The sequence below is a fragment of the Chitinophaga sp. Cy-1792 genome (assembly GCF_011752935.1).
In the GTDB taxonomy this organism is placed as follows: domain Bacteria; phylum Bacteroidota; class Bacteroidia; order Chitinophagales; family Chitinophagaceae; genus Chitinophaga.
Genome location: NZ_VWWO01000002.1, coordinates 1,047,620 through 1,061,389, shown reverse-complemented (window position 1 = coordinate 1,061,389; position 13,770 = coordinate 1,047,620). Strand labels below are relative to the sequence as shown.

Here is a 13,770-nt window from a genome sequence, read left to right as displayed (position 1 = left end):
TGGGACAAGCTTTAGATTTGTTGTGGGCATAGTTTACCCGCCCTGAAAAAATCATGGATTTTTTCAGGAATATTTTTATAGCGTCAAAAATTAATGCTGCTGCTGATTCAAATTGAATTTGAATGGTGCATGGTTAACGCCAGTACTTCTTTTGGTTATTTTGGACAGCTACCCGTAATCATATACTCTTTCTCATTGGCAATAACTTTCACTGATCCGCTATTAGGCGCAGTCAGGAAATCCAGCATTTGCATCAGTCCTTCTGCCGGGTACAGATCACCGTTCCACAGGCAGCCTGCGAGACTTTCCTTCACGTCGATCTTAACATTGTACAGCCTTTCAATATCTCTTGCTATATCGCTGATGCGGACATCTTTATAAGAGAATTTCCCGGCACTTTTCATGGCATAGAAACGGGCATCATCGGTTCCATCTATTATTGTCGGTTCATTGGTTGATAGATTAAATACTACTTCTTTATTTGCTGTGAGTATGACAGCATTATCTTCAGTTGCTGTTCCCTTAGCTTTTGCTTTCACTTGTATTTTACCTGACACCACTACTACTTTCGGTGCTTCACCTTCCCGTACGGACATATTAAATGAAGTACCCAGTACAGTTGTTTTAATGGCAGCGGTATTAATAACAAACGGATGTTTACCATCTGTATTAACATTGAAAAAAGCTTCACCTGTCAGGGTAAGTTCCCTGTTGCTGCTGCCGAAATGTTGGGTATAGCTGATGCTGGAAGCCTTTTCCAGCTGTATTTGTGAGCCATCCGGCAAGGTGAGCACTTTCCGGTCGTCGGTAGTATTAAATACGATCAGCTGTGGCCTGCCCATATCTTTCGCGAACCATGCTGCGGTGCCTGCCAGCAATAAGATGGCGGCAGCTACGGCGATTCTTCTGAAACGCAGGCTGAATATACCTCTGAAAGAGCTTTCGTTTATGCCTGCACGTTCGTGAATATTTTTCAGCAGCTGACGGGATAACTCCCTGTCGAGTGTAGCCTTCATCTGTAGGAGGTCTGTCTGAAAATCCTGTTCTGCAATTTCCTGCAATTCAGAAAGATCATCTCCTTCGAGATATTCCCTGATCCAGTCCCATTGCTCGGATGACCAGCTATCTTCCTGTAATAATTGCTGTAAATATGCTTTTCTGTTATTCACTATCGTGACGGTTTATAAACTAAATACGCGCGACTTAAAAAAATGGGGGGTCGGTTTTCAGGATTTTTTTACAAAAACTTAATATATTTTATTTTTTAATACAAAAAGTTATTTACCGTCAGGGAAATTGAGGAAAAACAGCAGCAGTAAAATATATTTCTGGTTGCCGTTACGTTGCATATATTCATTGAGTATAGACATGGCATCAGAGAGGTGTTCTTTCACGGTATGGCGTGAGATATTTAGTTCTGAGGCTACTTCCGCATAGGTTTTTCCTTCTAATTTACACCGGGTTACAATTGTTTTTTTCCGTGGGGATAGCTGATCAATGGCTTTCATGAGCAGGCCATATTGTTCTTCCTGCATGCGGGCGCTGTCGATGGCTGTCGGGTCATCGTCCGACATAGACAGTAAATCCTGTTGTACCGCCAGTTCCCGCGCACGTTTTCGTATATGCGAGATAGATAGATTGAAGCTGATAACGAACAACCAGCCGCTCACGGGTTGGTCCGCCTTCAGATCATAACGTTTTTCCCACAGGCGACTAAACACTTCCTGCAGGATGTCCTGGGCAACAGTTTCTTCTTTCACGAACTTGAAAATATTGCGGTAAACCGCTTCATGATATTTCCAGTACAATTCGTCAAATGCGGCAACCTGACTGCTTTGTAATTGTTCGATTAATTCGGCATCATAAATATTCATATTTCCTCCTTTATATGAATCATAGCGCGGAATAATTGTGGCATTTCAAGTCTGGCACTTCAAATAACATCATAAGTTTTCATGGACCGTACTATCGCTGTATAAAATAATAACAAAAAATCATTATTTTATAAATAAACTTATATTATTCCATTTACCTACACATTAAACCTTGGTTATAAAACTAATATCTGCTAAAAAATGGGTATTATTTAACAATGATATATATACAAGGTATAAATTTACCAGAGTAAAAAGCAAAAAAATATGATGACAATGCCAGGTAACAGGTCTTGTTGTGCTTTTGGAGGTATATAAACAAAAAAGCGTGGTACATTCGTATCACGCGCTCAAAATAATTCAGAAATACTTGTTGCAGGTATTATTTCACCGGGGCTTTCGCCTGGTAAATAATACGTTTTTCATACTCTCCGAGGATAACTTTTCCATAAATTATCCTGGTCCAGCCGTTTTCATAGCCATGATTATTGGCGATCAGCCAGCCTTTGCCTGCATCTTTCTTCACTACCTTGTGCGCATCGATATAATGTCCGCGTACTTTGCAAAAGACAATATCCCCCGGTTCATAGTCGGCCGCCCTGATAAAAGTAAGCAGGGTGCCGCTTTTCAGAATGGGTAACATGGATGTGCCAAATGCCTTCATCTTACCGGTACCTGTCGTTTCAAGGTCCGATTTTAGTCGTTCAAACTTGTTCATTTATTTACATTTTAACTTAAAAAGACCAGTGGGAAATGATATGACGTGTATGCGTGAGGGGTATAAACGATCGGGTTACCAAGTATTCTCATAGGTTTTCGTAGTGCAAATATAGCTAGTATTTTCTTTTTTTCAGGGGTTTGTTTTTCTCCGGCTACGCCGGAGAAAAACAAACCCCTTTATTCCGCAATGCCGAAGGCATTGCGGAATAAAGGGGAATCAGATAGCAAACGGCAGCGATAAAAAAATAATCCCTTCTATTCTAATTTTTAGCAGCAAGGCTTTCCACCGGATTCACCTGCGCAGCTTTCAGTGCCTGGCTGCCGAAAGTAATACCGGCCAGTAACAGCATCGCTGCTGCCGGCAACAGGATTAACAATACATTCATGGCTACGTGATAGGCGAAGGTATCCAGCCATCTGGCCGTCATCCACCATGCCAGCGGCATCGCTACCACCATGGCGCCTGTGAGCGAGGCGGTGAAATCTTTCGATAACAAAACAACAATATTACCTGCACCGGCGCCCATTACTTTACGGATACCTATCTCCCGCCGGCGGCGCTCTGCGGTGTAAATAGCCAGTCCGAGTAAACCCAGACAGGAGATCACCACTGCCAGTACTGCAAAGTATTTTGACAATACTGCCACGCGCTCTTCTGCAATATACTGGGCCTGGAAATCGCTGTCCAGGAAGTTACAGGTAAAGGTATAACCCGGGTTATAGGTATTATTAAAGCGTGTCAGCGCATCGATCACATCATGTACCTCACTGCCCTTCACCTTGATAAGAATGGTCTGTACCTGATTATCGAACTGAAAAAACAACGGCTTCACAATTTCGTGCAAGGATTGAAAATGAAAATCCTTAGTCACCCCGATGACCTTACGTGGTGTACCACCAAGATCTACCAGGCTGCCTACCGGGTCTTTCAGTCCTAATACCTTCACGGCGGCCTCATTCAGCAATATACCTGCTGTATCCGTAGGAAATGCCCGCGAAAAACTCCTGCCGGCCACCAGGCCTATGCCCAGTGTTTCAATTAGGTCATAGCTTCCATTCACGTTGCGGAACATGATCGTTTGCTCGTTGCCGTTAGTTTTAACGTTAATGGGTATACCAGGCCCACCCAGTATACTGCCTACCATTGCACTGGCATGCTCCACGCCTTTCATATCACGCACGGCATCCAGATAGCTACCAATACTGGTAGCTATCTTCCCTTCTGCCTCGAAATGCAGTACATGCTCCTTGTCCATACCCGGATCCTTGTGGCGGATATAAGATAGTTGCTGATAAACCACCACTACTGCCGATACCAGCAATACGGACAACCCGAACTGAAAAGCCACCAGGCCTTTGCGCATCAGCAAAGGACCTGTTTTATTGACCATCTTTCCTTTCAGTACCAGTACGGGTTTGAATCCGGATAGGTACAAGGCAGGATAGCTACCTGCCAGCAAACCGGTACAGAACGGCACACATAAAAAGAGGAGGATATCTTTTGTGGCAGCGTGTAGTCGTAACTGTTTGCCGGTGATCTGGTTAAATTCCGGGAGTAACAGGAACACCAGTCCTGCGGCGATTACCAGGGCCAGCATGGCCATCAGGAGTGATTCCCCGAGGTATTGCCCTATGAGCGACCATCGGGAGGCGCCCATCGTTTTGCGGATGCCTATCTCTTTCATCCTTTCCGCTGATCTTGCCGTGGAGAGGTTCATGAAGTTGATACCGGCGATCAGCAATACGAACAGGGCTATCAGGGAAAAAAGCTTCACATAGGTGATGCGGCCGCCTGCCTGTTTACCATTTTCGTATATGCCATAGAGGTAGTTATCAGCGTAGGGCACCATCAGCATTTCACGGGGTACCTCCGGCGAAAAGGCTGTCAGCATGGAGGAAATCTGCTGCGCAGCACCACTTGCCGAAGCGCCTGGCTTCATGAGTACGTAAGTATGGAATGGTCCGTTGGCTTGTATGCCTAAGGTACCGTTGATGCCCATCAGCTGCCTGAACTGCCCGAATGCATATACCACATCGAAGGATATACTGCTATTGGCCGGTGTGCCTTCAAACACGCCGGATACTACGGATAAAAGCTTTTTATCTGCCAGCTGCCAGCTGATCGTTTGTCCAACTGCGGCGCTGACACTTTTAAACAGTGCTTCGGCCACCTTGCGGGAAACGACTACATCTTCCGGCTTAAGGAGCGCCGTGGCGGCATCGCCAGCTATTAAAGGGTAGGAAAATATCTTAAAATAATCTGCACCGGCAAAAATACCAGTGGCAGTAACCAGGCGGTTATCATGCGTTAAAGATAATCTGGTAAACCAGTTCTCCGGGGTTACTGGCACTGCTGCCTCCGCGCCCGGCACCTGTGCGGCAATGGCATCGGCGAGCAACGGAGAGGTGCCGTTGCCTGTCATCACGCCAGACTCCACCTTGCTGTTCTCCATTACCTGGAAGATACGCCCGTCGTTATGATGAAAATGATCGATACTTCGCTCATCATTGACCCATAATCCTATCAGCAATGCGGCTGCCAGCCCGGTACTGAGGCCCGCCAGGTTCAATAAGGTAAATAACCGGTGCTTGAGCAGATTTCTTACTGCTACCTGAAAATAGGTCCTTATCATCTTACAAGAAATATAACCTATTCCTCATTAAAAATATGCCAGCAGCTACTGCGTATGCTTATCACCGTTATAAATAGATAATTATTTATTATATGTTCGGTTTTGGCACAAAAGCATGTCCGCTTTTGGCAGCTCATTTATACCGGTAGGTTTCATTAAACTCTATTTCGTTTTTGGATACATATTCCATCACCAGTTTCCCGGCTTTTTCCGGATTGTTCGCTTTATACGCCTCCAGCACCGGTTTTACGATGGAATTACTGTAGGTTTTTGGGTAATGCAGTCCCAGATAGGTATAGGCATCTTCAAAATAAGGGTCCAGACTTTTCCCATCATCGGCCAGCAGCCTGGTATTGTCCATTCCTTGCAGGAAGTAAGTCAGGTAGGTACGACGCTGTAATCTGGCTTCCTCCAGCAATAAAAATTTAGGATATTTTTCTATAAAGGCATCCCACCAGGCCAGTCTTTCCACAAAATCCTGCGGAGATAATAAAATGCCTGCATCTTCCTCAAAAGGACTTTTATTCTCCCTGTTGATCTGCTCCAGATAAGCTTTCATTTCTTTAGAAAGATGTTTATAGAAGCGCTTACCAAAGAAATCGCCTTCTTCGCCAAGAAAAGGAGTTCCTTCACTGCAGGTAATACGGAAACCATACTGGCGTATATTTTTCTCGTATGCGTTAATGTACTTTACTGCCACAGCAGCCGTATCCTCCACCCCTATACAGGCATTGTTGCCAATAATGGTATCTTCTGTAAAATGTTCTGCCACACTGGAAAAAATCTTTTCATAGAAACCATAATACACCACGTAGGCAACATCACACAACGCAGGATCTTTCCCGGTAAATGCCTGATCAAACATATCTGCTGCCACAACCGTATTTTTCATATCAGTGGTATCCAGTTTCTCCAATGCCTGCTGATAGGCGATCACCTCCGGCGGCGACGGCAGCAGGCGATGTCCTGCGCTGTCCTGCACCACTTCAGGGGCCGATTGTTTCGTAGGGTGGGTTTCGTGACATGCTGCCAGCAACAGGGGTACAAAAAGGTAATAGTGTTTCATACAAGGTATAGCGTTAAAAATGCGGTAACTTCTTCCGCAAGATAGGGACTTCACCACCAACTGACAACTTTGCCTGCAGGTCATCTCCGCAAAAATAGCTTTCTTAATAAATCAGTAATCCTTACCGGCTTTGTATTTTTCCAATTATCACTTACATTTGAAAGCGTATTCCAAGCCAATTTGGAGCAACATTAACCCAAACATATCTTTATCATGTCAGATGTGAATAGCCTGGCAGAAGCCCTGAAAAAAAGCAATTGGGCCAACGCCAAAGAACGGATTAACCAGGGCGAAAAATTAGGAAAAGACCTCGCCTCCCACGACAAAAGATGGGTATTCGATCAGTTAGCCCGTGCAAAAGAATTTGATATCCTACTCGGATTAGCCGCCAACGGCAGCATCGAAACAGACCTGTATGAATATGAAAGTCTCAACAATTCTGTATTCGAAAGCATCTTCCGCTTCGCCTCCGACGATGACGCCACGCTGGATTTCATCCAATCGTTCTTTAGCAGGATAGACAGTATCAATGACGCCGTAGAGAACAAAACCTTGCTGGAACTGGCTTTCAACGCCAATGTACCGTTACCCGTGATTGAAATCCTCGTCAACGCCGGCTGTGATATACATTATAAAAGTAATTATGAAGAGAATTACCTCTACAAGATTGTACAGGAATATAATATCAAACCCGATACCGGCGTCAAATACCTGGAATACCTGATCCGTCAGGGCCTGGACCCCAACGCTGGCAATATCGTCCAGGAAACGCCGCTAAACCTGGCGGTAGGCAACCGCAAACTGCCCTACATCGACCTGCTGCTGGAAAATGGCGCAGACCCTAACCAGCCCGGTAAAAATGAGGAATCAGCATTTTATTATGCACTGATACACCAGGTATGTGAGGTTCCTATCTATCAGAAGCTGGCCCAATATGCTCCTGCAGATTTCAACCAGGCCAACAAAGCCGGCGAAACGCTTATCTGCGGCGCATTACGTATGCGCAAACGCGGCACAGAACAGGAAGTAGCTTTGATAAAAGCATTGGTAGCAGATGGGGCAGATATCTACCAGACATCTCTCTACTACCAGGTACCAAAAGCAGCGCTGGACTGGGTAGCAGAATATCCGGCCGCCATGCTTGAAGGACTCCTGGAAACAGACGCCATTGAGATCGACCGCCGCGACGACAAAGGGAACACGCTGCTACACAAAGTTTGCGCGTTTAATGTGAACTATCAGCAGGAAGATGCCAAACAATTATATAAAAAAGTAAAGCTCCTGCTGGAAAAAGGCGCTGACGCCAATATCACCAATGATCAGGATAAAAGCGCAATGGACCTGGCTGCCCAGGATAACCTGAAAGCCAAAGCTGTAGAGCTTCTTCTTAAACATAAAGCATAGTAACCATGTCCATGTCATTTATTGTTGCCTGCGAAAGCGGCAAACGGAAAATTGCCGAAATATTGCTGGCGAATAATGAGGTTGATGTTAAATATACCGACGAAAAAGGCAGGACCGCCCTTCACTATGCGGCGCACCATGGCTACCAGGACCTCGTAAAACTCTTACTGGACGCTGGTTCTGAACTGGACTACGAAGACCATAACGGGGAAACACCTTTCTACTTCGCCTGCCTGCAAAAACAAAAACAAACGGCCCTGCTCCTGCTGGAGAAAGGCGCCCGCACCAATATCAACGACTATAGCGGCAACAGCCTGCTGCACCTCACCGCCCTGACCGGACAAAAAGAAGTCATGGAAGCGCTGATCAGCAACGGTGCCAGTATAGACCAGGAAAATAACAATGCCGAAACACCGCTGCTGATCGCAGCGGCATGGCGCAACAAAGATATTGTACAGCTGCTACTGGACAACGGCGCCAATATCAACACCACCAACAAAGCCGGCGATAGTCCGCTGCTGGTGGCTGTCAGGGCCAAAAACCCGGTTATTGCCACCCAGCTGATAGATAATTATGCCGACTTAAACCATACGAATCATGCCGGTGAGTCGGCACTACTCATTGCCTGCTACGACTCCAACCGCGCACTGACCAATCTGCTGGCCGACAAAGGCGCTGATGTGCTGGTCACCTCCCGCGAAGGCCTCTCTCCTATCTGGTATGCCTGCGCCAATAACCAGAAGGAAATCGTCAGCATGTTCCTGGACAAAGGCATAGACGTTAATTTCAGTCAGCCGAAAACGGAGAACACCACCACCATGAACAGCTACCTGGAATGGGTGGAAACGGCCAGCAATCTTTCTATCAGTAGTTCTTTCAGCTTTAACCACAGCTATAGCAATGGTGGCGAGAGCCTGCTCCATGTAGCCGCCAAGAATGGCCACCTGAGCATGGTAAAACTGCTGCTGGAACGTGGTGCCAATATCAACATCCAGGATGAATCCGGCAATACCGCCCTGCATTATGCTGCGTCTGCCGGGAAAAAGGATATTGTAAAATACCTGCTGGAACAGGGCGCTGATGTAACGGTCGTAAATACAAAAGAACAGAAAGCGATCGACTATGCTTCCATCAAGGGTTTCAACGAAATTGCCACGCTGCTGCTCTCGTACAATTCGCCACAGTCAAGCGCTGCACCTGCTGCCACTCCAACTGCACCTTCCACGGAAGGCAATGGCATCGCCGACAAAAAGAAAGCGCTGCTCGACCTGAAAGAATTACTCGATGCAGGGATTCTTTCGCAGGAAGAATTTGACAGCGAAAAAGCTAAAATACTTAAAGGATAATTTCAAGGGAGACTGGCGTATCTATCCGTCAGTCTCTATTTTTACCCCATGAAAATTTTCATCACGTTTATATTGCTATTTTGCTGTAGCACCGGCGCGTATTCACTTTCCACTACAGATCCTGCGGTAACGCTGGCGCATACACTGGATTCCCTTCCTGCTGCCCAACGGCTGGTATTATACCAGTATGGCACCCTGAAACAATGGGCCGGCGATAGCGCCGCAGCACGTTACTGGCAGGCCAATATGCCGGCGGCAGGCAGTATGGATACTACCACCAGGAATCTGCTGGCGGCGGAATTACAGCAGAGTGCCAGGCTGGAATTCAGTATCAGCCACCCTTCCAGGATACAGGCACTGCGGGGTGTTTTTACCACCAGCCGTTTGTTACTGGGCCTGGCAGCCCTGGTAGCCGCTGCAGCCATCATACAGCTACTCAGCAAATATCTTCCCAATATATTCCAATGGCTGCGGGTACATCTTACGCCGTTGATACGGTGGCTGTTCAATCCCCGTGCACTGAGCTGGGAAATGCTGGTTATTGGCATGCTGGGCGTGTATTTCGGGCCGCTTATAACAGAAACGGTTATACGCACTATTGTCATACACCTGGGGATTTTCTTTATATGGTCGCAGCTAACGGCTATCCTTACACGCAGATATACTTTTAAATATTACAGTCCGTTAATAAAAGAAATTTTCGAAGGCGATACTGCCGGCTCCTGGCTGGCGTTTTTATATGTATCACTGCCGGCAATGATCACTGCGGCGGCCATCAGCTGGGCATTTACGCATACCAGCGACCCCTGGTTTGCCTATGAGATCATCGTACCATTAATGATCAGCATCTTTGCATTGCCGCCATTACAGAAAATGGAACGTATCATCAGCAGGCTGATTTTTCCCTTCCCCCATTATGTTGGCAGAACAAAAGATATTCGTTTAGCCGCCTACGTTACCATCACGCTGCTGGTATGGGCCGCCATGGTGCTCATCCCTGTAAACATCCCGGAATCCATTCTGGTCCTGAGTATCGTCCTGACATTAATGCTGCTCGCCTTATCCATAGAAGACATCACCCGTTGTGGCATCCCGAATTTTATCTGGATACAGTTGCTCACCTTATGTTTCTGTACAGGTGTTATCCTCACCGGCACACGTTATAGCATGTTACCCATGATATACACCGGCCTGGGAGGGTTTATCATGTATGTATTAATTAAGTATTGGGAGATACCTACCCTGTTTGGCTGGAAATGGAAGAACAGCAAAGCCTGGGGCGCGCTGGGCATGGCGGTACTGATATGGGGAATAGCGGTGTTGCTGCGTAGTCACGCAGCATGGTTTGCATTTATTAAATAGTTTACTGAGCGAATGTAGCAACCGATTCCTTCGGTATCGGTTGGAGGAGTTTCTCTCCCCGCGCGCAGCGCGGGGAGAGAAACTTTCCCTGCTATTGGGAAGCACATTATCACAATGCATCCAGGTAGGTCAGATAATCGCTGGTACTCTGCTCAATGCGGGCATCACTACCATGGTGCTCTGCACCATAAAACGCAAACAGCGGACGATAATCTGCCCTGATATATTCGAACGTAATCTGGAAAGGGGCCGTCAATGCCGCCAGGGAATATTTATATCGCCCGTCTGTACTGTAATCATCTTCATTAATACCTGCACTGATACTCAGTGCCATCTTTTTTCCCGCCAGCAGGTATTCGCTGTTTTTACCATAAGCCCAACCATGTGTCAGCACTTCATCCAACCATTTTTTTAGCAACGGCGGACAATTAAACCAATAAAAAGGAAACTGGAAAACTACTTTGTCATGTGCCAGTAATAAGGCCTGCTCTTTTGCTACGTCCAGCTGTTCATCCGGATAGGCAGCATACAGGTCGTGTACGGTGTATTTCTCAGGAAACTGCTTTAATGCTGCTGCCCATCTGCTGTTGATCTTCGATTGTGCAATATCCGGGTGTACTACTATTACTAATGTTTTCATCCCTGCTTACTTTAACAAACTTTTTAAATAACTGCCATTACCTTCATGGCAGTACAAAAGTATAGTAGCTACAGGCGATTTCGTACCTTTACGACCAATTGTACGTTACTATAAAAAGTGTAAGTATGAGTAAAATAAAGGAAACCTCCACACATTTCGGCAACAGGCAATCGTTGCAAAATGAATGCGCGGAAGTTTATGGTGCAGGACTGATCAGCGGGCAATGGACGATCGCCATTTGCTGCTACCTGCTGGGTGGCAGGTTACGATTTGGCGAACTACGCCAGCGCCTCCCCAATATCACAGAACGTATGCTTACACTCCAGCTAAAAAAGCTCGAAGAAAACAAGTTAGTGACCAGAACTGTTTTCCATGAGGTACCCCTGCGTGTTGAATATGAACTGACCCCGATAGGCTACGAAATGCGCCCGATCATCGAGCAACTGGCCCTCTGGGGAACCAAACACAAACAGTTACATCCATAGCATATTTTTTTAAAACCAGATTGTATGTTAAGAACCATCAGCATTAGCTTTTTCCTTCTTCTCTTCCTCCTTGCAAAAGAAGGAAGCGCACAGACCAACAGTGCCGCTTTCCAGGACATCTATCAGCTCATCAAAACCAAAAACTTTTTTAAAGCAAAAGAGGTTTTTGATAATAACAAAGATCTGCTCAACAAAGACCAGCTACTATTTGCTTCCGCCGTACTGGACAACGCTTTCAATAAGCTGGACCATTCCAATCAAACCATCCGCCAGCTAACTGCCGCTCCCAATACCCTGCCCGACTCCCTTCAACTGCAACTCTACAAAACCGAAGAAGATAATCTCGTAAAATTATACGACTACAAAGGCGCCAAATATGCCGTGGAAAATATACTGCAACGTTGCGGTAAACTACTTAGCGCAGATGAAAAAGAAGACCTGGCAAATGACCTGAAAATATGGAGCGCCCTTCAAAACATAGGCCGGCAGCGGGTGAGTATTAAAGGCGATAATCATCTGAAAATGACAAAAGATAAAGCCGGTCTGAATAACCTGGAAGTGGCCACCGCCAATGATACCATGAGCTTTATCTTCGATACCGGCGCCAATATGTCCACCATTTCCCGCAGTGCGGCCACGCAGCTGAAAATGCAACTCATTCCTACCGACATCACTGTGCTATCGATTACCGGCAACCAGGTGACGGCACAACTGGCCGTTTGCGACTCGCTAAAACTGGGGCATATCAGCTTCTACAATGTGGTATTCCTTGTGCTGGCAGATGAAGGCCTTACCTTCCCGCAGATCAGCTACCAGATTCAGGGTATCCTGGGCTTCCCTGTCATAGAGGCGTTGAAAGAGATACAGATTACAAAAGACGGCTACTTTAACGTACCACGACAGGAAACAAAAATCGATGCGCCTTCCAATATGGCCATGTTCGGGCTTACGCCCCTGATTTATGTAGATGATATGCATTTTACCTTCGATACCGGTGCTGAAAGCACAATGCTGTATGATAATTTCTACCAGAAATACAAGAAAGACATAGACGGACATTACAGACGTACTAAAATCAGCTTCGGGGGCGCCGGCGGTAAAGTGGTGGTCGGGGGCTACAAAATTGATCATACCTTCAATATCCTGAATAAGGCCGTGGAGCTGAAGCAAGTGAGTCTGCTCCGCAAAAACCTGCCGCCAATGGGCGTTTACGGCAATATCGGACAGGATGTTATCCGGCAGTTCGATAAAATGACCCTGAACTTTGATAAGATGTTTATCAAATTTGATTAGCACCGGGTTAAAGATATAATAATCCCGGCCTGTTCTCTAAATCAAAACGGATAGTGTACATTTACAACATGAGCAACACTTCTTACTCCTGCAATCAGCAGTCTATGCTCGAACTTACGCAACAGGGATTCTTTATTGTCGAAATAGACAACCCATGCCTGATCAGAGACTACAGCAGAAAAGATTTTTATAAGATTTGCCTTGTCACCGGTACCAGCCTGATTGAATATGCAGACCGTGCCATTGAGATTACCGGCACTACCCTTTTCTTTGGCACACCTTATATTCCTTATTCCTGGCAAACCTTGTCGGAAAACCAGACGGGGTTTTCCATTTACTTTACGGAGCAATTCCTCAAATCCGGTGGCATCAGTGAAAGTCTGCTGCAGTCGCCGCTTTTCAAAATCGGCGGTACCCCCATTTTCTTCCTGGACGAAGGGCCGCAGCAATTCATTCATAATATTTTCCAGAAGATGATTGCCCAGCAAGGCAACAACTACACCTTCAAAACGGACCTGATCAGGAACTGTATCAGTCTGCTCATACATGAAGCACTGATGTTACAGCCTGGCAACAGCTATTTCAGGCTGACGAATGCGGCTGCCCGCATCACCTCCCTGTTTATGGACCTGCTGGAACGACAGTTTCCTGTAAGTGCAGGCCAGGAGCTGCAAATCCGTACACCGCATGAATTTGCCGATTATCTTGCCGTACATGTAAACCACCTCAACCGTGCCGTAAAGGAAGTGACAGGCAAGCCTACCTCCGTGCATATTGCTGAAAGGATCGTTACAGAAGCCAGGGCTTTGCTTCAAAATACCGACTGGCCCGTAGCAGATATCGCTATAGCATTAGGTTTTGAGTACCCCACCTACTTCAACAACTTCTTTAAGAAGCATACCGGCAAGGCGCCACTGGCCTACCGTGCTGAAATTGTTTGATTTCTA

Annotated in this window: 12 protein-coding genes; 6 read left to right on the top strand and 6 right to left on the bottom strand. The window is 46.2% G+C overall.

The features are described 5' to 3' along the window. Positions 1–155: 155 nt before the first annotated feature. From F3J22_RS18455 to F3J22_RS18435, 5 genes are all read right to left on the bottom strand, one after another. Entirely contained in the window at positions 156–1,169 is a 1,014-nt protein-coding gene (locus tag F3J22_RS18455) for a FecR family protein (RefSeq protein ID WP_167019419.1), read from the bottom strand. Between the two features lie 108 nt (positions 1,170–1,277). After that, positions 1,278–1,874 (bottom strand): RNA polymerase sigma factor, encoded by a 597-nt coding sequence (locus tag F3J22_RS18450; RefSeq protein WP_167019418.1) that lies wholly within the window; start codon positions 1,872–1,874, stop codon positions 1,278–1,280. Between the two features lie 382 nt (positions 1,875–2,256). Then, on the bottom strand, positions 2,257–2,592 hold the full coding sequence (locus tag F3J22_RS18445) for a S24 family peptidase (protein ID WP_167019417.1): 336 nt from the start codon (positions 2,590–2,592) through the stop codon (positions 2,257–2,259). Positions 2,593–2,854: 262 nt separating this feature from the next. Further along, positions 2,855–5,227 (bottom strand): FtsX-like permease family protein, encoded by a 2,373-nt coding sequence (locus F3J22_RS18440; RefSeq protein WP_167019416.1) that lies wholly within the window; start codon positions 5,225–5,227, stop codon positions 2,855–2,857. Positions 5,228–5,360: 133 nt separating this feature from the next. Continuing rightward, positions 5,361–6,293, bottom strand: a complete 933-nt coding sequence (locus F3J22_RS18435) for a hypothetical protein (protein WP_167019415.1) — start codon at positions 6,291–6,293, stop codon at positions 5,361–5,363. A 213-nt stretch (positions 6,294–6,506) separates the two neighbouring features. On the opposite strand from F3J22_RS18435, the gene F3J22_RS18430 reads away from it, so the two are divergent. Genes F3J22_RS18430 through F3J22_RS18420 form a run of 3 tightly spaced genes read left to right on the top strand, consistent with a single transcriptional unit; the run spans position 6,507 to position 10,405 of the window. Further along, positions 6,507–7,697, top strand: coding sequence for an ankyrin repeat domain-containing protein (locus tag F3J22_RS18430; RefSeq protein ID WP_167019414.1), 1,191 nt, complete (start codon positions 6,507–6,509; stop codon positions 7,695–7,697). A gap of 5 nt (positions 7,698–7,702) precedes the next feature. Next, entirely contained in the window at positions 7,703–9,043 is a 1,341-nt protein-coding gene (locus F3J22_RS18425; protein WP_167019413.1) for an ankyrin repeat domain-containing protein, read from the top strand. 48 nt (positions 9,044–9,091) lie between these two features. Then, complete coding sequence (locus F3J22_RS18420) at positions 9,092–10,405, top strand: hypothetical protein (RefSeq protein WP_167019412.1); 1,314 nt, start codon at positions 9,092–9,094, stop codon at positions 10,403–10,405. Between the two features lie 109 nt (positions 10,406–10,514). On the opposite strand, the gene F3J22_RS18415 is transcribed toward F3J22_RS18420, so the two are convergent. After that, a complete protein-coding gene (locus F3J22_RS18415; protein ID WP_167019411.1) occupies positions 10,515–11,045 on the bottom strand; it encodes an NAD(P)H-dependent oxidoreductase in 531 nt (176 codons plus the stop codon). A 125-nt stretch (positions 11,046–11,170) separates the two neighbouring features. Between F3J22_RS18415 and F3J22_RS18410 the strand changes: the two genes are divergently transcribed. From F3J22_RS18410 to F3J22_RS18400, 3 genes are all read left to right on the top strand, one after another. Beyond that, complete coding sequence (locus F3J22_RS18410; protein ID WP_167019410.1) at positions 11,171–11,530, top strand: helix-turn-helix domain-containing protein; 360 nt, start codon at positions 11,171–11,173, stop codon at positions 11,528–11,530. A 24-nt stretch (positions 11,531–11,554) separates the two neighbouring features. Further along, positions 11,555–12,823: a retropepsin-like aspartic protease gene (locus F3J22_RS18405; protein ID WP_167019409.1), complete on the top strand. Its 1,269-nt coding sequence runs from the start codon at positions 11,555–11,557 to the stop codon at positions 12,821–12,823. A 68-nt stretch (positions 12,824–12,891) separates the two neighbouring features. After that, entirely contained in the window at positions 12,892–13,764 is an 873-nt protein-coding gene (locus F3J22_RS18400; RefSeq protein WP_167019408.1) for an AraC family transcriptional regulator, read from the top strand. Positions 13,765–13,770 lie beyond the last annotated feature (6 nt).